General features: G+C 43.4%; 19 protein-coding genes. 15 read left to right on the top strand and 4 right to left on the bottom strand.

Annotated elements, in window-relative coordinates; translation table 11 throughout:
* Window positions 1-170: 170 nt before the first annotated feature.
* From ACS8FC_RS10125 to ACS8FC_RS10105, 5 genes are all read left to right on the top strand, one after another.
* Complete coding sequence (locus ACS8FC_RS10125) at window positions 171-1,235, top strand: sulfate ABC transporter substrate-binding protein (RefSeq protein WP_439296668.1); 1,065 nt, start codon at window positions 171-173, stop codon at window positions 1,233-1,235.
* A 311-nt stretch (window positions 1,236-1,546) separates the two neighbouring features.
* A complete protein-coding gene (locus tag ACS8FC_RS10120; protein ID WP_439296659.1) occupies window positions 1,547-2,650 on the top strand; it encodes a sulfate ABC transporter substrate-binding protein in 1,104 nt (367 codons plus the stop codon).
* A gap of 261 nt (window positions 2,651-2,911) precedes the next feature.
* Complete coding sequence (gene cysT, locus ACS8FC_RS10115; protein WP_439261321.1) at window positions 2,912-3,796, top strand: sulfate ABC transporter permease subunit CysT; 885 nt, start codon at window positions 2,912-2,914, stop codon at window positions 3,794-3,796.
* Between the two features lies 1 nt (window position 3,797).
* Window positions 3,798-4,748 carry a sulfate ABC transporter permease subunit CysW gene (cysW, locus tag ACS8FC_RS10110; RefSeq protein ID WP_439296658.1) on the top strand — a complete coding sequence of 317 codons (951 nt, stop codon included), beginning with the start codon at window positions 3,798-3,800 and terminating at the stop codon, window positions 4,746-4,748.
* A 101-nt stretch (window positions 4,749-4,849) separates the two neighbouring features.
* Window positions 4,850-5,572, top strand: coding sequence for a sulfate/molybdate ABC transporter ATP-binding protein (locus ACS8FC_RS10105; RefSeq protein WP_299220795.1), 723 nt, complete (start codon window positions 4,850-4,852; stop codon window positions 5,570-5,572).
* Window positions 5,573-5,674: 102 nt separating this feature from the next.
* Here ACS8FC_RS10105 and ACS8FC_RS10100 read toward each other — a convergent pair whose 3' ends face one another.
* The gene (locus ACS8FC_RS10100) at window positions 5,675-5,986 is read right to left on the bottom strand and encodes an ArsR/SmtB family transcription factor (protein ID WP_299220792.1); all 312 of its coding nucleotides are present in this window, start codon (window positions 5,984-5,986) and stop codon (window positions 5,675-5,677) included.
* Window positions 5,987-6,609: 623 nt separating this feature from the next.
* On the opposite strand from ACS8FC_RS10100, the gene ACS8FC_RS10095 reads away from it, so the two are divergent.
* The 3 genes from ACS8FC_RS10095 (at window position 6,610) to bfr (ACS8FC_RS10085) (ending at window position 8,278) form a co-directional block, all read left to right on the top strand.
* Window positions 6,610-6,801 (top strand): (2Fe-2S)-binding protein, encoded by a 192-nt coding sequence (locus ACS8FC_RS10095; RefSeq protein WP_299220789.1) that lies wholly within the window; start codon window positions 6,610-6,612, stop codon window positions 6,799-6,801.
* A gap of 437 nt (window positions 6,802-7,238) precedes the next feature.
* Window positions 7,239-7,727 carry a bacterioferritin gene (bfr, locus tag ACS8FC_RS10090; protein WP_439296657.1) on the top strand — a complete coding sequence of 163 codons (489 nt, stop codon included), beginning with the start codon at window positions 7,239-7,241 and terminating at the stop codon, window positions 7,725-7,727.
* Window positions 7,728-7,795: 68 nt separating this feature from the next.
* Window positions 7,796-8,278, top strand: coding sequence for a bacterioferritin (gene bfr / locus ACS8FC_RS10085; RefSeq protein WP_439296656.1), 483 nt, complete (start codon window positions 7,796-7,798; stop codon window positions 8,276-8,278).
* Window positions 8,279-8,459: 181 nt separating this feature from the next.
* Here the strand turns inward: bfr (ACS8FC_RS10085) and ACS8FC_RS10080 are convergent, their stop codons facing one another.
* Window positions 8,460-9,836, bottom strand: coding sequence for a DHA2 family efflux MFS transporter permease subunit (locus ACS8FC_RS10080; RefSeq protein WP_439261326.1), 1,377 nt, complete (start codon window positions 9,834-9,836; stop codon window positions 8,460-8,462).
* Window positions 9,837-10,123: 287 nt separating this feature from the next.
* Here ACS8FC_RS10080 and yghU point away from each other — a divergent pair, with 287 nt between their 5' ends.
* The 6 genes from yghU (at window position 10,124) to uvrA (ending at window position 19,666) form a co-directional block, all read left to right on the top strand.
* Entirely contained in the window at window positions 10,124-10,978 is an 855-nt protein-coding gene (gene yghU / locus ACS8FC_RS10075; protein WP_439296655.1) for a glutathione-dependent disulfide-bond oxidoreductase, read from the top strand.
* Window positions 10,979-11,317: 339 nt separating this feature from the next.
* Window positions 11,318-12,538 (top strand): DUF1176 domain-containing protein, encoded by a 1,221-nt coding sequence (locus ACS8FC_RS10070; protein ID WP_439296654.1) that lies wholly within the window; start codon window positions 11,318-11,320, stop codon window positions 12,536-12,538.
* A 556-nt stretch (window positions 12,539-13,094) separates the two neighbouring features.
* On the top strand, window positions 13,095-14,726 hold the full coding sequence (locus tag ACS8FC_RS10065) for a DEAD/DEAH box helicase (RefSeq protein ID WP_439296653.1): 1,632 nt from the start codon (window positions 13,095-13,097) through the stop codon (window positions 14,724-14,726).
* A gap of 204 nt (window positions 14,727-14,930) precedes the next feature.
* Window positions 14,931-16,175 (top strand): DUF819 family protein, encoded by a 1,245-nt coding sequence (locus tag ACS8FC_RS10060; protein WP_439296652.1) that lies wholly within the window; start codon window positions 14,931-14,933, stop codon window positions 16,173-16,175.
* A gap of 161 nt (window positions 16,176-16,336) precedes the next feature.
* Window positions 16,337-16,876, top strand: coding sequence for a redoxin domain-containing protein (locus ACS8FC_RS10055; protein WP_439296651.1), 540 nt, complete (start codon window positions 16,337-16,339; stop codon window positions 16,874-16,876).
* Window positions 16,877-17,107: 231 nt separating this feature from the next.
* Window positions 17,108-19,666, top strand: coding sequence for an excinuclease ABC subunit UvrA (gene uvrA, locus ACS8FC_RS10050; RefSeq protein WP_439296650.1), 2,559 nt, complete (start codon window positions 17,108-17,110; stop codon window positions 19,664-19,666).
* 173 nt (window positions 19,667-19,839) lie between these two features.
* On the opposite strand, the gene ACS8FC_RS10045 is transcribed toward uvrA, so the two are convergent.
* Window positions 19,840-21,324, bottom strand: coding sequence for an amidase (locus ACS8FC_RS10045; protein ID WP_439296649.1), 1,485 nt, complete (start codon window positions 21,322-21,324; stop codon window positions 19,840-19,842).
* Between the two features lie 45 nt (window positions 21,325-21,369).
* Window positions 21,370-22,128, bottom strand: coding sequence for a 5-oxoprolinase subunit PxpA (locus ACS8FC_RS10040; protein ID WP_439296648.1), 759 nt, complete (start codon window positions 22,126-22,128; stop codon window positions 21,370-21,372).
* A 507-nt stretch (window positions 22,129-22,635) separates the two neighbouring features.
* Here ACS8FC_RS10040 and ACS8FC_RS10035 point away from each other — a divergent pair.
* Complete coding sequence (locus tag ACS8FC_RS10035) at window positions 22,636-23,379, top strand: M90 family metallopeptidase (RefSeq protein WP_439296647.1); 744 nt, start codon at window positions 22,636-22,638, stop codon at window positions 23,377-23,379.
* The last annotated feature ends 52 nt before the right edge of the window (window positions 23,380-23,431 follow it).

The raw sequence follows: 23,431 nt of genomic DNA, 5'->3' as shown, positions 1-23,431 counted from the left end.
TAATTCTTATCTATATCTACTCTATTCAATACTTTAATAAAAATAAACCCTTATTTAATACTCCAATTTTTTAGAGAACTACCATGCAACTGATTACCGAAACTATTAACGCTTTATCTAACGCCTCATCGCCTCGTAGCAAGCGCAATGTAAGGCTCACTCATAAAAACATGTTGCCGCGTACTTTAATGATAGGTAGCGCATTGACAGCGCTGATACTAATGACAGGCTGTAGCCCGACACAAGCGACTCAAAACGATGCAGAAAAATCAGCAGGCGATGCGAAAAACATTAGCCTTTTGAATGTCTCTTATGATGTGTCACGCGATTTTTATAAAGAATACAATACGCTATTTAGTAGTGCTTATCAGGTTAAACATCCAAACAGTAAAGTGAACATCAACCAGTCGCATGGTGGCTCCAGCAAACAAGCGCTATCTGTCGCTAATGGCTTACAAGCGGATGTGGTGACCCTAAACCAAGCGACTGACATGAATTTACTGGTCGAAAAAGGCTTGGTGGGCACTAATTGGCAGCAAGCATTACCAAACAATGCCGTCCCTTATACCAGTACCATGGTGTTATTGGTACGCGATGGTAATCCAAAAAATATTCAAGATTGGCAAGATCTAGCGCGTAATGATGTTGATGTAGTAATGCCAAACCCAAAAACAAGTGGTACCGCTCGCTATGCTTTTTTAGGAGCGTATGGCTATGGACTGCATCAATTTAAAGAAAGCGTACAAAGTCCAGCTAAGACTGATGACTTTATTAAAAAGGTACTGGCAAACGTGGTTACTTATGACAATGGCGCACGTGCCGCAACGACCAGCTTTACCCAGCGCGGGCTAGGGGATGTACTGATTACTACGGAAAATGAGGCGCATTTAGTCACCAAAAAATACGCTAAAGGTCAGACTGAGCTAATTTATCCAAGCTACTCTATTACCATTAATAATCCAGTCGCTGTAATCGATACTGTTACTGAAAAAAATGGCAACGCAGATGCAGCAAACACTTACCTAAAAGGTTTATGGGATAAGCCTGCACAGGAATTAATGGCACAGATGTATCTACGTCCCAGTGATAAAGCCGTCCTATCCGCGCATAAGGATACGCTACCTGATATCAATACTTTTGAGCCAGTAAATGTCTTTGGGTCATGGGAGAAAATTATGGACAGTTTCTTTGTCAATGGTGGCGTTTTTGATCAGTTGGCACGGGCAGAGCAGTAAGCCTCACCATTATAAAACAGTTATAAAGTGTCATATAAGCAACTAGATATTGGTACCCAGCTGGAGAATTATTGCGCTCCATATTTATAAAATGTGCAGCGTGCCTGCTAGCATATGAAACCTAAGTAATTGATAGCTTTGGCTTTATAGTTATCTATCACAGCAAGTCCTAATAATTAAAATATTTGTGGATTTACTAGATGCGTATATTATTCCATTTTGGCAATAACATACGCATATTAGTCATTAAACATAATAAGCCAGCACTGTTAGCATACTTGCATTACATAACAAACTTTTTTGAGGCATTTATGACATCTTACGCAGCAGGCTATCAACATAAAAGTAAAGCGCTTAGCGTCTTAAGTATCGCAGGCGTTGCCCTTACACTTGGAATCGCTGGCTGTAGCAATAGTGAGCAGGCAGAAACCACTGCTAATGCTGATGGTACCGCAGCGACTACAGAGGGGCAAGATATTGAGCTGCTAAACGTCTCTTACGATGTGGCACGCGATTTTTATAAGGACTACAACCCGCTATTTGTAGAACACTATAAAAGCGAGCACCCAGACAGTAATATCTTAATTAAACAGTCACACGGTGGCTCAAGTAAGCAAGCATTGTCTGTGGCTAACGGTTTGCAAGCAGATGTCGCCACCATGAACCAAGGCTCAGATATTGAGCTGCTTGAGAAAAAAGGCTTGGTTGAGTCAGATTGGGAATCTCAGTTCCCTGATAACGCCGTCCCTTTTACCAGTACCATCGTATTTCTAGTGCGTAAAGACAATCCAAAAGGCATCAGCGATTGGGAAGACTTGACCAAAGATGGCATTGAGATTGTCATGGCCAACCCAAAAGTCACGGGTAATGGTCGTTATGCGTTTTTAGGGGCTTACGGTTATGGCCTACACGCCTTCAATAATGAAGAAGCGCCTGCCAAAAACTATGTAAAAGACATGCTCAAAAATGTCAAGGTCTATGAAAATGGTGGCCGCGCCGCAACGACGACCTTTGTTCAGCGCGGTATTGGCGATGTATTGGTCACCTTTGAAAACGAAGCCAATCTTGCAGCGACTGATTTTGGCGCAGGGCAAGTAGATATCGTTTATCCAGAATACTCGATTAAATCAGAAAGCCCTGTGGCTATTGTTAAGTCGGTAACGGATAAAAAAGGCACAACTGATGCGGCAAAAGCTTATCTTGACTACCTATGGAGTGAACCTGCGCAGCAGTTGGCTGCTGACCTGTACTTACGCCCAAGTGTGAAAAGTATCCTTGATAAAAATGGTGACAAACTACCGCCAGTTGAAACTTTCCGCCCAAATGATGCTTTTGGCACTTGGGATGAGATTATGGGTACTTACTTTACCGATGGCGGTGTATTTGATCAGCTTGCTATCAACGCCCCACAATAAATACTTGGTACCAATGTAATAGAGCTGTTTAAAAAGTACGCTGGCTTCTCATAAGGCCATTTGACGAGTAACGTCCAATCATATAAAGGACATGGCCACCTGCGCTATGTCCTTTGTACCGTAAGCAGACCAATCCAATAGTATATCTGACATAACATGGTCTGTACCCTAGGCATTACCGCCAAGTACCTAACAAGTACCTAATTACATATCAAATCAAGCTCTAAACTCAGTGCTGACGTTAGGCTATAGGACATCACTATGAAAGCAAAAACATCTTCTGCCAATAAACCCCTTCACAAAAAAGGCTGGTTGACCCGTTTGCGTCAACGCAATGTGTTGCCAGGGTTTGGTCTGAGTATGGGTATCACGGTCTTTAGCTTATCGTTATTGGTCGTCCTACCGTTTGCAATGATGGCTTATACCACGACACAGATGGGCTGGACTGGGTTTTGGGAGACCATCACTCAACCACAAGTGACGGCTGCTATTAAGCTGAGCTTATGGATGTCGTTTTTGGCCATGCTAACCAATATGGTATTCGGTACGCTGGTTGCGTGGGTGCTGGTGCGTTATGAGTTTTGGGGTAAGTCAATGATTAACGCCTTGGTTGATTTGCCCTTTGCGCTACCGACTGCGGTCACTGGTATCTCTCTTGCTACGCTTTATGCACCTAATGGTCTGATTGGTCAGTGGTTTGCTAAGTTCGATATTCAGGTAGCTTTTACGCCATTAGGCATCTGGCTGGCTTTAGTGGTGGTAAGTTTTCCGTTTATTGTCCGTGCGGTACAGCCAGTATTAGCAGAGTTGTCCGTTGAATTTGAAGAAGCTGCTGCGGTATTGGGTGCCAATCGTTTAACGACCTTTCGTAAGGTTATTTTACCAGAGCTACTACCAGCACTGCTGATGGGTGCTGGCATGATGTTTGCGCGTGCGACCGGCGAGTATGGTTCAGTGATTTTTATTGCAGGTAATATTCCCATGCAGTCTGAGATTTTACCACTCATCATTATCAGTAAGCTTGAGCAGTTTGATATTCAAGGTGCATCAGCCGTTGCATTATTTATGCTACTGATCTCATTTGTGATTTTATTAACCATCAATATTGCTCAGTGGAAACTGTCGCGCCGTGTGGGAGCTCGCTAACATGCAAATATCTAATAGCTATGATTATCAGAGCAATCCTGCAACCAAAGACACGCCTTGGATACGGCGCACCTTTATTGCTGTTGCGGTTTTATTTATGATTGTTATGTTGGTCATACCACTACTGGCAGTGTTTTACGAGGCTTTTAAGAATGGCTGGCAGTTATATATCGCCTCGCTCATTGACCCAGAAGCCTTGCAAGCTATCAAGCTGACATTGATTACCGCGGGTATCGTGTTACCGATCAATATGGTGATGGGGATTGCGATTGCTTGGCTGGTCACGCGTTATCAATTTAAAGGCAAACAGCTGGTCACCACCTTACTTGATTTGCCGTTTTCGGTATCGCCAGTGGTCGCAGGTTTGATGTTTGTGTTGCTATTTGGTCTGAATTCTACCGTTGGCGGCTGGCTTGAGAGCCTGGGTTTTCAGGTAATTTATGCTGTACCAGGAATTGTATTGGCGACATTATTTGTCACCTTTCCATTCGTTGCGCGTGAGCTGATACCGCTCATGCAGACGCAAGGTGATAGTGAAGAGCAGGCCGCGCTTACTTTAGGCGCGAGTGGTTGGCAGACTTTTTGGCATGTCACCTTGCCAAATATTAAGTGGGCATTACTTTATGGTTTGATTTTGACCAATGCCCGAGCGATGGGCGAGTTTGGCGCTGTCAGTGTAGTGTCAGGTCATATTCGCGGCGAAACCAATACCATGCCACTACTGGTTGAGATCGCTTATAACGACTATAACTTTACCGCTGCCTTTGCGTTATCAAGCTTGCTTGCTGCACTTGCCTTGGTAACGTTGCTCATACAGCAAGTAATGACCAAATTACAAGAGCACAAGTTTGCCAAATCCGAACGGCTGATTAGTGCACCCGAACTGCCAGTGAGTGCCAATGCTACCGACACCTCGGCGTCACAGACCGCTAACAGCTCAGGGAATGTATAGGTGATAGGGCCTAAAATGGTGATGGTCGACTTGAATACAATTAATACTGTCGCCCTCAAACAATTTGCCACGATAAGCAAAATATAAATAAAGGTACCATTATGAGCATCGAAATTCGTAACGTAAATAAAAACTTTGGTAACTTTACCGCCTTAGATGACATTAATATTACCGTTCCTACTGGTAAATTGACTACTTTGCTTGGACCTTCAGGCTGCGGTAAAACCACCTTGCTACGTATTATTGCTGGTCTTGAGTATGCAGATTCTGGACAGATACTTTTCGATGAGCTTGATGTGACCAATACGCCAGTACAAAAACGCCGTATTGGTTTTATGTTTCAGCATTATGCGCTATTTCGACATAAAAATATCGCGGATAACATCGCTTTTGGACTGACGCTATTACCAAAGAATGAACGTCCTAGCAAGACCGATATCAATAAGCGTGTGGCTGAGCTATTAGACTTGGTTCAGTTACCGCAATTGGCGAATGCTTACCCACATCAGCTATCTGGTGGTCAGCGTCAGCGGATTGCGTTGGCACGCGCTTTAGCGGTTAAGCCAAAGTTGTTACTGCTTGATGAGCCATTTGGTGCGCTTGATGCTAAAGTACGTAAAGAGCTACGTACTTGGTTAAAAGACATTCACCACGAGCTTGGCATCACCAGCATTATGGTAACGCACGATCAAGAAGAGGCACGTGCAGTATCCGATGAGATTGTGGTTATGAATCATGGCCGTGTAGAGCAGGTAGGTACCTCAGAAGAGTTGATTCATCATCCAACCAATGCTTTTGTCAGTGATTTTTTAGACTTAGCATAATTTATATTTGCCATAACAAACGTTTCAATAAAGAATAAAAAAAGACCTAAATAGTATAGGTCTTTTTTTATTTGCAAAAGATGCATATAGCAAAGCTGACTACTAACTGGCTTCTGGCTGGCTTTGTAGCGTGTTATAAGTAATTTCTAATATTTCTTGACACCACTCTGGTAAATCATCAGCCACTTCATACCACATCCATGTACCTTCGCGCGAGCAACTAAGAATGCCTAGCTTTTTTAGATGGTTTAGGTGACGAGAAACTGTAGGCTGCGGTTGATCAAGCAGATCTACCAGTTCGCATACACAGCGTGACTCTTTATTAAATAAAATCTGGAACAACTTCAAACGAGTTGGATCAGACAGTACTTTAAATAATTCAAGAGGCTGCATAGCAAAATTATTGTCAGACATAGAGTATATTCCAAATAGATTGTCACACTTACTTATGAATTTTATTCATCTTAATAAGAGAGAAGTTGAGTAGTTAATAAAATAGATAATCCATTACCCAGTAGTATCCGATAACTTACTATCTAATCAATCGAGTCATTAAAACGCATTCATTTAGTAAAAGATTTGAAGCATAATTATATTGGTCTTGTAAACAAAGTCGATTTAACGTCAGCTAACCAATATCACTTCAGCTATAGTCCAAAATTGAACATTCGGTTCATACATAAGTATACATAAATGATAAGCTAAACGAACAATAAAAAACATTTAAGCAACTGAAAACAATAATAACATAAAATATATATTTATATACGTAAAAATATATTTTATATGCCCACTCGTCTGTATTTTAACACCGTTCATCGGCAATATATTAATATTTACGGATATATAAATATATTTTTCTATATTTTGATATCAGTAAACTTATTTTTTATGTTTTTGTAGCATTACCAACGCCTACCAATTAGGCACACCAAATAAATCGTTATTGAAAATTGTTGTCAAAACAGTCATTGTAAATGGTAATAATTATCGTTATTATAAACAATACTAACTAGCTATAGTGATAGGAGCAAACTATGTATGTATGTATCTGTAACGATGTAAAAGAGAAGCAAATTCAAGCGGCTATCGCTTCAGGAGTCGATACCCTTGAGGGTTTAAAAGACTCTCTTGATGTTGCTACTTGTTGTGGATGCTGTGAACCCATGGTGAATGACTATTTAAACGAGCATCATGCCAAGCTCGATATATTGGCTTATGCGGTTTAAATGATGCAATTGTTATGCCAATGAAAAGCAAGTGTTTGATTAAAGACGGTTAATTGACACAAATAAGTTGTAAAGCATATTAGTTTCCAAAAATGAACACTTGGTAAGGCATATGTAGTAACTTTCCACTACCTAATATTTTCCCCTTTTTATCAACAATTCCAAATTATGTTTAAGCGTCATCTGATTCTTTACAGTCACTCTTACAATGATGTTAGTTATTATTCTCAACTGACATCTTATTCCTAGTTCATAACGTTACACCCCTTATCCTGCCTTTGTGCTAGTATATTTCACTAACGCTGTTAGATACTTTAGCCATATATTGGATATAGTTGAAGGTCAATAAACGACTGATAAATACATTTTTTTGTATTAACAGAACCATCTTAGAATAAATAAAAAATCGAATGAGTATAGGAATAGGAGTACGCGTTATGATAGGCAGCCAAAAAGTCATTGATTATTTAAATTTCTTACTGGGCGGTGAGCTTGCAGCCCGTGACCAGTATTTTATCCATTCAGAGATGTATGCTGAGTGGCATTACGGTAAGCTATATGACCGTATCCATCATGAAATGGAAGATGAAACTTTGCATGCGCAGGCTATTATTCGCCGTATTTTGATGCTCAGCGGTACGCCAAAAATGACCGTTAATGAGATTAAAGTCGGTAGCACTGTTCCTGAGATGCTGCAATATGATCTTGATTTAGAGTATGAGGTGCAGCAGCATCTAAAAGGCGGTATTGCGCTGTGTGAAGAAGAGCAGGATTATGTGACCCGTGAGATGTTGGTTGAGCAGCTCAAAGATACTGAAGAAGATCATGCACATTGGTTAGAGCAGCAGCTACGCCTTATCGATATGATCGGACTACCTAACTATCTGCAAAGCCAAATGGCGGAAGTGTCTTCTGATATTGTCTAGTATTGTCATACTGAGTTGCAATAATTAGAGCATGTATTAATAGATTGAATAGATTAGGGAGAGAAAATATGAAAGGGGATAAAGAGGTCATTCGCGCCTTAAATAAAGTACTCGGACAGTCATTAATTGCGATCAATCAGTACTTTTTGCATGCACGCATCGCTCGTCATTGGGGGCTTGAAGCGTTAAACGACAACTGTTACAAACAGTCTATCGCTGAGATGAAGTGGTCGGATGACTTGATTGCACGTATTTTGTTATTAGGCGGTCTGCCAAACTTACAAGATTATGGCAAGATGTTTCTTGCAGAAGATGTACCTGAGATGATCGAGTGTAATCTGCGTTTAGAAAGGCAAAAGTTTACTATCATCACTGATGCGATTACATTGTGCGAAACGCATCGTGACTATGTATCGCGCCAGCTGTTGGTCACTCTAAAAGATGGTAATGAAGAATATGACGACTGGTTGGAGACTCAAGAAGATCTGATACAGAGTATTGGGGTCGAGCGCTATATCCAATCGCAAATGCATGATGATGACGCGCTATAAGATGCTCAGCGTCTAACACTGCGTTAGTTTTATTATGAATAGACTATTTTTGCCAGCCTGTCTTTGGATATATATCTAAGGTTAGGCTGGCATTTTTATGTCTTATGTTTATGATTTTAGAGTATGCCGTTTACAGCACCCATAACATCGATGGGTTTGAGAGAGTTAGACATTACGGTTGTTAGTATAAACCGCGACCATCTTCAGGCTTGAGTCGTAAAAAGTATAATCCCGAGAGAATGGTTAACACGCCAAGTACCCAATAAGTCGTTTGAAACGCCGCCAAGGTATCAAGCTCAAAGCGCTCACGCAGCAGGTTGAGCACCGCTGCCCCAAAAGCAATACCAAAGCTAATTGCTAGCTGCTGATTGACGGCCATTAGGCTATTACCACTACTGGTCTGTGCGCCTTCTAGGTCGCCGATAGTAATGGTGTTCATCGCACTAAATTGCATGGAATTACACGCACCCATCATGATGAGAAGAGGTATGAACCATAGCCAATTATCAGGGTTATCGAACTGTGCTAACACGATAATTAATAGGCCGATTAATAAAGTATTTAATACCAAAACCTTACGGTAGCTAAACCGCTGGATAATTTTACTGACCCAAGGTTTAATACCGATGGCTCCGATAGCAATAGGGGCGAGTAACCAACCTGCTTGTGATGGCGAGTACTCAAATACCACTTGTAACAATAAAGGCAGTAAGAACGGCACAGCACTGATGCCCAAACGGGTAAATAAATTGCCTGTAATACCGATGCGAAAGGTGCGAATATCAAATAGAGTAAGCGGAAACAGGGGTGCTGCGCGGCGTTTAGCATGTGCCACATAAGCGCCTAATAATACACTTGCTGCTACAGCCAATAAGAGGCCATATATACCGCGCCCAACTTGCGAGCCAAATTCTACAGCAAGAGTGAAGCCGCAAGCTGCTGCTGCAAACAACCCAAAGCCTAGCCAATCAAGGCGTTTGGTGTCTTCAAACAAAGCGGGCACCAGCTTTTTACCCATGACAAACCCTAAAATACCCATCGGAATATTAATCAAGAATATCCAATGCCAGCTGGCATACTGAACAATATAGCCACCCAGCACTGGTCCCACGAGTGGCGCAACCAATGCTGGTATCACCGCAAAATTCATGACGGTCAGTAGTTTATTACGTGGATAAGACTTGACCAGTATTAAGCGTGCAACCGGCGTCATCATGGCGCCCCCAATCCCTTGAATCACCCGCGAACCTATCAAAAAGTCTAACGTTGGGGATGCGGCGCACAGTACTGAGCCGATAGAAAATATGACAATGGCAGTCAAAAAGATGCGACGTGTGCCGTATTTGTCAGCCAAAAAACCACTAATAGGTATAAAAATCGCTAATGTTAACGCGTAACTAATGACCGCCCATTGCATTTTAAGTGGCGACTCGCCTAGTGCTTGAGCCATTTGCGGTAGCGAGGTGTTTAGGATAGTAGCATCTAGGATTTGCATAAACAGCGCTACCGCTAACACATAGGGCAGGTATTTTTCTTGCGTTGGGGTTAGCGTTACCATGTCACTCTCATTGGATTTTTGATTTTAAGACAAGCAAAACGGCCTGTTAAGCGGTGCAAGCTGAGTAGTATAAGAAAGAGCGGCTCACAATAATAGTAAATCAAGGTAGTATTTTATAAAAGGTCATGTTTGAAGCGCTAGATTGATTACAAGAGAGGACTTTAATATGCCGTTAATTTTTCGCTATAGTGAACCTTGGCTTGATGCTTACGTAAAAAATAGACAAAAAACATGAGTTGATAAAACATCGATAACGTAAATTAATAAACGCAAATTAAGGATATATTATGAGTCAGGATAACAACCATTCTAACAACAATACTGACGAGCAGAACGCGGCTTACACACCGCCCAAGGTTTGGGTACAAGACAAAGACAACGGTGGCAAGTTTGCTAATATTAATCGTCCAACCGCAGGCGCGCGTTACGAGCAAGCATTACCTGTAGGCGATGCACCCCTGCAGCTATATTCACTTAATACCCCAAATGGTGTCAAGGTAAATATCCTTTTAGAAGAGCTGGCTGAGCTGGGCGTCAAAGGCGCCGAGTACGATGCCTATAAAATTGACATTTCTGAGGGTATGCAGTTTGGCTCAGGCTTTGTGGACATCAACCCCAATTCAAAAATACCAGCTTTAGTCGATCATTCTAATCGTGAAGCTGACGAGCCTGTGGCCATCTTTGAGTCTGGGGCTATTTTAATGTATCTGGCCGAAAAGTTTGGCAAATTTATTCCTTTATCCTTAGGTAAAGCGCGTGCAGACTGCTTGTCTTGGGTCATGTGGCAGATGGGCAGTGCGCCTTTCTTAGGGGGCGGTTTTGGACATTTTTATGCCTATGCACCAAAGCCATTAGAGTATCCGATCAATCGCTATACGATGGAGGTTAAACGTCAGCTTGACGTATTAGACAAGCACTTAAAAGACCACAAATACATGGGCGGTAATGACGATGCCGATTACAATATCGCTGATATGATTATTTGGGCATGGTATGGACAGTTGGTGCTTGGCAAGCTCTATGATGCCGCTGAGTTCTTACAAGTGGATGAGTATGAGCATGTCAAACGCTGGGCACAAAATATCGCTGAACGTCCAGCAGTAAAAAAAGCGGTTGACCTGTCATTAAAAGCCATCGTTTAAATAACTTATTATTTTCAATTTAATATAATTTTGATGATTGACGTTTTGTGGTATTTAATTCAATTATTATCTAATAGCGGCTCCTACATTGGTTGTTTTTAGACATAATTTGTATTTTAGGTAGAAGAAAACCTGTAAGCCAATCAGCACCATACTGATTGGCTTTTTTATTACTAACTGATTGAAATATTAATGATAACTGGTTGAAAGTTGTTTGCTTATGGCATTACACAATGATACATTGTAATAACAAATTGACACGTCAGTGGGCTAAGACAATAATTAGCTGTGGTCATCAATGCTACAGTTTTATATTTCCTCTGTTGATGAGTGAGAGTTATGAAAGGTTTATTTTATAAGCCTATACAGTCAAATAGGACTGTGGGCAATACTGGTATGCAGTACAAAAATAATAAGAATAAATTGGCTTGGATAATGGGTACTTCTTGGGACAAAGCACATAGCCGCGCCTCTTTAAAAAGTATTTTCCCTATAAATAAGATAGCAGCGTCGACACTAGTAGCCATCAGTGCTATAGCGTTAAGTTCGATAAGTAGCGCAGCGGTTGAGCTGACGCATCAAGACTGGCAAGTGGCTTGTGACAATACGCGTACTTGCCGGCTAGCAGGTTATCAAGCAGAAAATAGCGAGCTTCCTATATCAATATTACTCATGCGCCGTGCAGGTAGTGATGCTAATGTCATGGGTAAAGTCAAGCTTGGCGGAACCAAAGAGAGCTCTACCAAAGCGCTGCTACAACTGGGTAATCGCCACCGTATGTCGTTATTTATTGATGGTAAAGATTTGGGAGAAACCAAGCCTTTTTCAACAGTTGCAGGTGATGCCGAGCTTACTACCACCCAAGTTTCAGCATTGCTTGAAGCGTTGACCAAATCTAGTAAGATTGAACTGGTCATGCGCAACGCGCGTTGGGAGTTGTCTGATAAGGGCGCAACGGCGGTGATGATAAAAGCTGATGAAGCACAAGGGCGAGTAGGGACACCTAGTGCGCTAGTCAGTACCAATGGCACAAGCAAGTCTAACAGTAATGTACTACCACCCAAACCTGCTCCTCAGCTGCGTTTAATAGTGCCTAACATCAGGGCCACATCAAGCCGTAAAGAGAAGTTTAGTATGAAGTCCTCACAGTTATCGGCATTGACAAGAGGCACCATAGCCAATGTAGATACTGACTGCCCAAATTTAACAGACAAATCACCTTGGCGAATCAGTCGTCTGAATGGGTCACAATTGCTAATCCAACATAACTGCTGGATGGGTGCTTATAATGCGGGAACAGGAATGTGGCTAATCAATGATAAAAAACCTTATAACCCGGTGCTAATAACCACTGAGGCGACTGATTATACAAACGGTAAGATCAGCTCTGTACAAAAAGGCCGCGGTATTGGTGATTGCTTAAATAAAATTGATTGGATATGGACGGGTAAGAGTTTTGTAAAAAGTCATGAGAGTAGTACAGGGCTGTGCCGTATGATTGAAGCGGGCGGGGCATGGCAACTGCCAACTTATGTATCTGAGGTCAACACCCTGCGTTAAGCTCTATAGATTCATAAAACCCTGTTTTTAACTTGCAAACATTATGTTTTTGCCAATACATTAAAAAATAGGTATTGATAGCCGTTTCATTGTGCTATACTGCGTCGCCACGTTAGCATAGGCTTTCGTGAATTATGAGATTGATAACATCGCCTGCGATTTTGGGTCTAGGATTGACCATTAGTAATTGTTGCCGATGATTTTGTGTACTTAAATAACCTTTATAATATGTCAGTTATTTTTGACTCATATCTTATCTACTGACCCATGAGTATGGGCTAGATTGGTTGTTATTCGCCCTTATCTGCTTTGGATAAAGTATCGATAATGCGCTTGTATCAGACAAGGATAAGACACTCGGCACTACCACCAAAATACGTCAGACAGCACGCACGCATTTATTGTAGAGGCTCTAAGCTTTATTGGCTTGGCTTTTGATTATCGACACTTTTTTGTGTTTCGGTAATGGTCGATAAAAGCAGCGTGATGAACGGTTATCAGTGGTATGCATCAAGCTTGCTGAATGTGCAGCAGCTTATACTTACCAAGGATTCTCATGACTGATATCTTATCTACCATTGCCGCTGAAAACGGCATCATCGAAAATACTGTTACTGCAAATACCGACACCTCTGATACTGATAATCAAGCGGCTACTGCTGCCAAAGAAGATCAAGTTACCTTTACTGACCTTAATATTGCCAAGCCAATTTTGACAGCGCTTGATCGCGTTGGTTATACCAACCCAACCCCTATTCAAGCACAAGCCATTCCTTTTGCCCTACAAGGCCGTGATTTATTATTGTCGGCGCAAACCGGTAGTGGTAAAACGGCGGCATTCGTCATCCCAGTACTGGATCGTTTGAGCCGTGCTACCAGCTTTGATAAGCTCACCAAAGCCCTTATTCTAACGCCAACACGCGAGCTTGCCCAACAAGTGCATGACAGTGTGCGTACGTACTCTAAAGACATGCGCGGTCTATTTTGCGTGCCATTGGTTGGCGGCGCACCATACAACGGTCAGATCACAGCGTTAAGAAAAGGCGTACAGGTCATTGTCGCCACACCAGGTCGTTTACTTGACCATATCAAAGCAGGCCGTGTTGATTTATCAAACCTTGAAGTACTCGTGCTGGATGAAGCGGACCGCATGCTAGACATGGGTTTTGCTGATGACATTAGTGATATCTTGAGTGCGGCACCAACGGATCGTCAGACGATTATGTGTTCAGCGACTTGGGACGGCCCGGTCGGCAAAATTGCTGCAAGCTTTACTAAAAATCCTGAGCGTGTGTCAATCAAAGTTGAATCAGCACACATTGAAGAAAAAGTGTATTACTGTGATGATTTTAATCATAAAAATAGTTTGCTTGATAAAATTGTTTGTCAACCAGAGATGGACCAAATTATCATCTTTGCAGCGACCAAACGTAGTACGGAAAAATTGGCCAAATCGTTACAAGAACAAGGTCATAAAGCCAGCTTCCTACATGGTGACTTACCACAAAGTAAGCGTAACCGTATTGTGCAAGACTTGCGTAATGGCAAGTGCAAAATCTTGGTAGCGACTGATGTTGCAGCCCGTGGTTTAGACGTACCAGCCATCTCACACGTCATCAACTACGATTTGCCGCGTCAAACAGAAGACTACGTCCACCGTATCGGCCGTTGTGGCCGTGCAGGTCGTACTGGTGTGGCTATTAGCTTATGTAGTATGGATGATCGTCCACAGCTAAACGCTATCAACCGCTACTTAGATCGTAAGATGGAAGTCTGTGTCATTGAAGGCATGGAGCCAAAGAAAACTTATGTACCGAGTGAAAACAAAGGTAAAGGGCGTGGCCGTGGTCGCGGACGCTCTAACGGTGGTGGTCAAGGCCGTGGCCGTTCAAGCGGCGGTTATGCTGGCAAGTCCACCGGTGGTCGTTCAAGTGATCGCGCAGCGACTGGTCAACGCGCCAGCAACGACAGTGGCTATCAAGGCAAACCAAATGAGCGCTCAGGCGGCAAACCATACCAAGGTAAACGCAGTGGCCCTAACCGCGGTGACGGTAATAGCGCGCCGCGCGGTGAACGTGCCGCCTCTGGTCGCGGTCGTCCAAGTGGTAGCCAAGGTCGTCCAGCCAATCGTTCTGACAGCCGTGGTCAAGGTCGTCCAACTGGTGGCAATCGTGGTAGAAACTCGTAATAACGTTAGCTCTAACGGCTAATCACGGTTTATAGTAAAGCCGCTCATTTAGCCCTATAGTAAAGCCGGAAAAAGCCAGATACGTGTTATCTGGCTTTTTTGTGTCTATTCAATTTAGGATTTGGCCAAATAGCAGCTTGCACCTATTTTTTGCCTTGTCTATACTGACAAACTTTGATAAATCGCACACTTCGGAGCCCCTTGATGCCCGCTACCTCAAGTTTTGCAATTGATAGTTTGCCACTAGCATTTGGTATTATCATGGCCATTATAGGCTTGGTATTTTATACCCAAGGATTGCCCAGTAAGTTTTGGCGACGTTTTTATGCTGTATTGCCCGGTATCGTATTGTGCTGCTTTATACCGGCGACGTTGAATAGCTTGGGCTTCTTTGCTGATGGTATTGGCTCACAGATTTATGGCTTTACCGCTACCTACTTGTTACCAGCCAGCTTACTACTGATGACCCTGTCGATGGATGTACCCAAGATACTGGGCTTAGGCTGGAAAGCCATTGCGATGTTTTTTGCCGCCAGTATTGCCATTATTATCAGTGGTCCGATTAGTTTGGGTGTGGCTAAGTGGGTATCGCCCAGTATGTTTACCGATGATACGTTATGGCGCGGGTTTTCAGCAGTGGCAGGTAGCTGGATTGGCGGTGCTGCTAATCAGGCAGCGATGAAAGAATTGTTTGGGGTCAGTGATGATTTGTTTGGCATGATGATTTTGGTTGATACGACCAATGCCTCATTGTGGCTATTGGCTATCTTGGTCATGGCCAAGCACAGCGATAAGATAGATCGCTTATTAAGGGCTGATAGCAGTAGTATTAATAAAGTGATTGCAGCGGTTGAGAGCTACGAGCGTGACCATGCACGTCCAGCGACACTTAATGACTTAATGGTGATGTTCGGCTTATGCTTTGCTATGGTAGGAGTGGCACACTTTATCGGTGGGCAAATCGCAGAATTCTTTGCGCCCTATAGTTGGGCAGTACAATATAGCTTTGCCAGCAGCTTCTTTTGGATGGTGGTCATCATTACCATCATAGGGGTGATTTTTTCCTTTACCAAAGTTCGCCGGCTTGATCATGTGGGTGCTTCCAAAATCGGTACGGTGTTTATCTTCGTACTCATCGCGGCTATCGGTATGCAAATCAATCTGGCGGGCATCGTCTCACAGTGGCGACTGCTGCTCATTGGTCTGCTATGGATGAGTATTCACGTAGTGATTGTCTTTGCTGTCGCTAGGCTCATTCGTGCGCCGTTTTTCTTTTTGGCAGTCGGCTCCAACGCCAATACAGGCGGCGCGTCCTCAGCACCAATTGTCGCCACCGCCTTTCATCCTTCCTTGGCACCTGTAGGCGTGTTTTTGGGTATTCTTGGTTATGCGGTCGGCACCTTTGGCGGTTATATCAGTACGCAGATGATGCGGCTGGTGGTGGGGTGAGATTAAAAATATCTCTATAGATTGCCAATACGTATCATTTCATAACAAAAAGTCGACTTAACTGTCGGCTTTTTAGTTATACCATCGTTGGTGAGATGTTGAACGATTGGTCAAAATCAATCTTCAAAGTTACAATAATGAGAATATATAAGGATAAAATTATGCAAGCATCTTACAATCAAAAATTGCTTTCTGGTACCAAGTTTCCTGAGATGGAAGTACAGCTATATAACGGTGGGATGCAGTCATTGGGGAAGCCGGCCCATGGTCATGATTGGAAACTGGTCGTTATTTATCGCGGTCAGCATTGTCCGATGTGCACCAAATACCTCAATGAGCTTGAGACTAGAAAAACGTCTTTTTATAAAACAGGTGTCGATATCATTGCGGTATCTGGCGACAGTAAAGAGCAGCTAGAAAGCCATTTTGACGATATAGATATCGATTTCCCGATTGCTTATGGCTTGAGCGTCGAGCAAATGAAAACGCTGGGGCTTTATATCTCTAATCCGCGCTCAGAAAAAGAAACCGATCATCCGTTCGCTGAACCTGGTATCTACGTGGTCAACGACAAAGGGGATATTCAGGTCGTGGATATCTCAAATAATCCTTTTGTAAGACCCGATCTTGAAACACTTGCAGAAGGTTTGGCGTTTATCAGAGACAAAGACTATCCCATTCGTGGTACTCATGATTATTAATAGTTATTAATAATTACGCGTCATAAGTTATAAACGCATTGACTTGTAAATAAATAGCGCGCTAAAGATGTCTTTAGCGCGCTATTTTTATATTCTTTTTAGTTTCAAGTTATCGTTTTGTCTCTCTATACTATGAATACGTAAGCCGAGCCATAGGCTACAATCAAGGTGTGTTAACCTCTTGTGAATCAAATCTTATAATAACAATGAGTTAAGAGGAAAGACTGCGGTATGGCCAAGTACAATAACACAAACTTCCACGATCTTTATAGCACTCCCAATCATCAACGGAGCAGGCAACCAAATAATCACGTTCAAGTCCGAGGCGCACGTGTCCATAATCTAAAAAACGTCGATGTTGACTTGCCACGTGATGCACTTGTGGTGTTCACGGGTATATCAGGCTCAGGCAAGTCATCGCTGGCGTTTGGGACTTTGTTCGCCGAATCACAGCGCCGTTATCTGGATTCGGTGTCACCGTATGCAAGGCGTTTGATCGATCAAGTGGACGAGCCAGATGTCGATGCCATAGAAGGCCTGCCACCCGCAGTCGCCTTACAGCAGCAGCGCGGCACACCCTCTGTACGCTCCTCCGTTGGCAGTGTCACGACCATATCGAACGGCTTGCGGATGTTGTACTCACGAGCTGGCGAGTACCCAGCAGATCAAGACATGCTCTACGCTGATGCATTTTCGCCCAATACGCCAGAAGGTGCATGCCGAGCGTGCTCTGGTATTGGCCGAGTGTTTGATGTGACCGAAGATTTGATGGTGCCTGATAGTACCAAGTCCATTCGTGAGCGGGCGATTGCGTCATGGCCCGGCGCTTGGCAAGGACAAAACTTGAGCCGGATATTGACCACGTTTGGCTATGATATCGATACGCCGTGGCACAAATTGCCCAAAAAGTCTCGCGATTGGATTTTGTTTACTGATGAAACGCCAACGGTACCAGTCTATCCTGAATACAATGTGACGCAAACGCGTGCTGCAATTGAAAAAGGAGAGAAGCCCAATTATATGGGCACGTATATCAGTGCCAAAAACTTTATTTTAAATGCCTTTACCACCACGCAAAGCCCACGGGTCAAAAAACGGGTCTCGCAGTTTATGCAAATATCTGTATGCCCAGAGTGTCACGGTAAAAAGCTTAAAAAAGAATCGCTATCAGTAAAGTTTGCAGGGCTGGATATCGGCGAGCTGTCGCAACTTACTTTAACCGATTTGGCGTTAACGCTGGAAAAAACAGCGCATACAAAAATCGAAGATGACACCCCCAACCGCGAAAAAGCCATCGTCGCACAGCGGATCGCTAGCGACATTTTAGCGCGTGTTGAGGCACTAACGAGGCTCGGCTTAGGTTACTTATCGCTTGAGCGCACAACACCGACCTTATCGCCAGGGGAGCTACAGCGCTTGCGTCTGGCCACGCAAATACGCTCGCAGCTGTTTGGCGTGGTATATGTGCTTGATGAGCCATCCGCAGGTCTGCATCCTGCCGACACGCAAGCACTACTCGGTGCATTGGATGAGCTTATTGCCGCTGGCAATTCAGTGTTTGTCGTTGAACATGATGTGAGCGTTATTCGTCATGCCGATTGGGTGGTCGATGTCGGGCCACAGGCAGGTACGCATGGCGGCGAGATTGTCTATAGCGGACCTGTAGAGGGTTTGCGCAAGGTTGCTGCATCAACAACGGCGCAATATCTCTTTACCGATAAAGAGACGACACACAAACAACCGCTTAGAAAACCTAACGCTTGGCTAAAGCTTGCTGATATAGAGCGTAACAATATCCAAGGGTTAAGTATTGAGTTGCCACTAGGGGTTATGAGCTGTGTGACTGGCGTATCGGGATCAGGCAAATCAAGCTTGGTCAGTCAAGCTCTAGTTGAGCTGGTCAATGAGGCATTAGGAAAAAAATCCAGTGCAGACGCGCCAGCGGATGAAGCGGATTTGTTAGAGCAGGAGTTTGAGACGGTTACTAAAGGCAAAATAATTGTTGGCATGGACAAGGTCAGCCGCCTTATTGATATCAATCAAAAAGCCATTGGCCGTACGCCGCGCTCAAACCTTGCGACCTATACAGGGCTGTTTGATGATGTCCGTAAATTGTTTGTGGCAACGGCAGAGGCCAAAGCGCGCGGTTATGATGCGGGCCGTTTTTCATTTAACACGCCAAAGGGTCGTTGCCCCAACTGTGAAGGGCTAGGGTTTGTCAGTGTCGAGCTGCTATTTTTGCCGAGTGTTTATGCGCCTTGCCAAGTTTGTCACGGTCAGCGCTATGATAATGACACGCTGGCGATCACTTACCGAGATAAAAACATCGCTGAAGTACTGGATCTAACGGTAGAAGCCGCTTATGCGTTTTTTGACGGAGAAGCCTCGATATTACGTGCTTTAGATGCTCTCTTGCAAGTTGGTCTTGGCTACTTGCGTCTGGGGCAGCCAGCGACTGAACTGTCGGGCGGGGAGGCGCAGCGTATCAAGCTTGCCACCGAGTTACAACGTACCCAGCGTGGTGATACGCTCTATATCTTGGATGAGCCGACCATCGGTCTGCATCCTGCCGATGTGTCGATGCTAATGGCGCAATTGAATGCGCTCGTCGAGGCGGGCAATACTGTCATTATGGTTGAGCACGATATGCAAGTGGCCAGCAATAGCGACTGGATTATTGATATTGGTCCAGGGGCAGGGGATGCGGGTGGATCTATCGTTGCTCAAGGCACGCCTATTGAGGTGGCGCAGTCCAAGACTAGTCGTACCGCACCCTTTTTATTGGTGTAGTGTTATTAGTATTAATCAAACTAACAATGTCTTTAAAAAAGGTAAGCTGGATAAATAAGCAGTTGTCGCAGTATTTTCGACAACTGCTGCAGATGGTGAAAATTATCGAGTAGATCATTGCATTTAAGTAACTCAGTACTATAGCCGTTAAAGCGAGTCTTAAAATTAGAAAATCATAAATACTTAGGCGTTTGACGTACATTGTTAGCTTGTTCAAACGCATAACCCAATCGGAATAAATCAGGCTCGTGATAGGGCAAAACAACCAGCTCCATACCCACGGGTAACCCATTTTTACTAAATCCAGCAGGCAAACAAATCGATGGCATCCAAGTTTGTGAAGCAATCAAAGTATTTGTTGGGAAAGTTAATACTTGATGCTTGCCATCACGGACATCTTGTTTCGATGGTGGCAGAATCTGAATGCAAGGAAATACCAGTGCATCTAAGTTGTTTTTTGCAACGATTCCGGCAACTAGGCGCTGGAATTTGTCACGAGCGGCAAGTTTTTTGAAATAATCAGGCTCATCTTCTGGGTTTACTGGCCCCTCAAAGATATCAATTAAAAGGTCCAGCACAGGGTGAAACAAGCCCTTTTCTTTGATTTCTTCAAGGCTTTTGATTGGCATATTCTCACGTGAGGCTAAAAATTCATTAATGTCGTGTCGCGAATGCGAACCATATAAGGAGGTTTCAGTAATGTGCTCCATCATATCTGGAATTTCAACGTCAATTAGTTCTGCACCAGCGCTCTTTGCTTGTTCAAGCGCTGAGTCGATAATCTGATTAACTTCTGCTGACTCATTATTGTCATTTGAGCCATAAGCATTACGGACAACGCCCAGACGTGCATTTTTTAGACTGTTAATATCCATCGCATCCGTATAGCTGCCTTGATGATTGGCAATACTCGCGGCAGTAGTATATTCATCTTTTGGATCATAGCCTACCATTGCATCTAAAAGAAGAGCAGCATCTGTAACGGTACGCGCCATCGGTCCTGCTGTGTCTTGAAATACCACAAGCGGTGAGGTGCCGTCGCGACTGATCAGGCCTGGTGTGACACGGACACCAACAAGATTGGTAAAACTGGCTGGCAGACGTATAGAGCCACCAGTATCTTCGCCAACTCCAACCAACCCTAGATTCGCCGCTATCCCAGCAGCTGTACCACTACTAGAGCCGCCTGGATCATGTGACAAAACATAAGGATTTTTGGTTTCGCCTTGTTTTGAGCAGAAGCCAAACCATGATGATGCAAAATCTGGCAATACTGTCTTAGCAAGGATAATAGCACCTGCTGCTTTGATTTTTTTGACAACGGTTGCGTCGTCTTTTGGTTGGTAGCCGTCTTGAGCGATAGAACCAAAGGTCGTCATCATTTCTTTGGTTTCTATCTGATCTTTTACAAGCACCGGTACGCCATGCAACGCCCCAACAAACTCTCCTGTTTCTGCAAAATGTGAATCAAGGCGATCGGCTTCATCGAGCGCGAGTGGATTAATAGTAATGATAGAGTTAAGAGTAGGACCAGATCTGTCAATGGCTTCGATTCGGTCGAGGTATGCTTCAACCAAGCCTCGTACAGTAAGCGATCCATTCTTAAGGTGCGTCTGCATATCAGCAATAGTTAATTCTTCAATTTCGAGATTTTTCATGATGATTTTCCTTCTTCCTTGAAATTATTATTAATGAAAGTTAAGTTAAGGAGCCGCTACCTCGATACCCGCGTTATCAAGAGCTGCTCGTACTGCTTTTATCAGTGAAAGGGCGCCTGGAGTGTCACTGTGAATACATACAGAATCGAATTTAACCGTTAATAGCTGGCCATTAATTGACTCTACTTCATTATGCTGGCAGGCACGTAATACTTTTTGTGCCACACGCTTAGGATCAAGTGGCTTGATCTTGCGCACAAACACAAGATTTCCTTCATCGTCGTAATCACGATCTGCATAAAACTCATGCACTCTATGTAACCCAGCATTTTTTGCTGCATGATCAATTGTTGTGTCTGCCAAGCAGTAAATAGCTAAGTTGGGAGCGACAATTGCTAGGGCAGAAGTTAGCTTTTCAGCAAATTCTTCATCTCGTGCTGCGTGCATAAATAATGCGCCATGCAGTTTGAAATGATGCATCTTTAGACCTTTAAGATGAGCAAGTTCTCGTAGAGCACCTAATTGGTACAATGCATCATTCACCAGTTCATCAGCAGATGCTAAGATATGGCGACGTCCAAAGCCGACCAAGTCACGAAAACCTGGATGGACACCAATGCATACTTCATGGCGCGCTGCCAGCCGCAGCGTCTCAGCCATAATAGAGGGGTCGCCGGCGTGAAAACCTGCGGCAATATTGGCTGAGCTAATAAGTGGCATGATATCGGGATCGACCCCGTCGCCAATCGTCCAAGCGCCAAATCCTTCTCCCATATCTGAATTTAAGTCAATCGTTGATACCATCGAAAAGCTCCTTAGCAATATCTTTATATTTATGTCCATTAAAAAGCTATATGAATGTTATTAAAGCCATTTATGAATGAGGGTTGCGCAAAGTCAAAGTGGCACAGGTAGTAGCTAAAGCAAAACGGTTTATTGTTATAAAAGATAAAAGCTTTATGCGAAGCTGTAGGACATTTACTTTAATCATAGACGCTTTGATAGAAGAGAGATATATTACAATGTAATTTTTAATTTAAGTTTTTTTGAAAAAGGTAAGCTCAACGTAATGAATCATTTTAGACTAAAACATACAGCTTTTTGATCCTTATATTTTTAAGGCACATATATTAGGCTTTACTTTTAAAAGATGAAAAATAGAGCAGGGCGCTGGCATATTTGCACACGTTAAATCACAACGATATCAAGCACTATATAAATATCATCGCTGCTCTCAGTTTGTTTGATAACATTGTGCAGTGAATAGATGGGATAAACATGGTTTAAACGTTAACGTTAAGGAAAATCAATATGTTTGAAATAATAAAAGACTGGCGCGAGCAGCGAATACTGGATAATAGCGAATTTACCGAGGCTGACTGGATGCAAGCTGCCAAGCGTATTGTGATACTCGATAGACTAGACAAGGATGAGATATCTCGTTTGTTTGATTTGGCGACATTGTTTTTGGACGACAAATCTATTAACGGCGCTCAAGGCTTTGAGATTACCGATGCTGTTAAGCAGTCTATTGCCTTGCAAGCTTGTCTGCCTATCTTAAATTTAGGACTTGAGTGGTACGCTGGCTGGTCGTCAGTCATCATCTATCCTGGTTCATACAAAAGTGAGACCAAAACAGTAGATGAGTTTGGTATTGTTCATGAAGGCCAGCAACATCGAAGCGGGGAGGCGTGGCAGCGTGGACCTGTGGTTTTATCATGGAAGGATGCCAAGCATTCAGGCGAGCGCGATGGTCATAATGTCGTCATTCACGAGTTTGTGCATAAGCTTGATATGCTTAATGGCCGCGCCAATGGCTTCCCGCCCATGCAGCCGGATATGGATCCAACGCGCTGGACGACAATTATGAGCCGCGACTTTGAAGACTTTCAAAAGCATCGTAAATCAGGCTTGGATCGCTACGGTGCGACCAATCCGGCTGAGTTCTTTGCGGTACTTAGCGAAGTATTTTTTGAGACCCCGCAAAAACTGATAGACGCTTATCCTGATATTTATGAGATTATGGTCAAGTTCTTTCGCCAGACGCCGAATTGAACGAAGATAATAGATTTGAGGAAGGTAAAGTGAACTAAGTTCTGTCAACCAA

It is taken from the genome of Psychrobacter sp. 1Y4, assembly GCF_051847555.1.
Note: the sequence above shows the minus strand (reverse complement) of the source record. Positions and strands in the feature narration are given on the sequence as shown.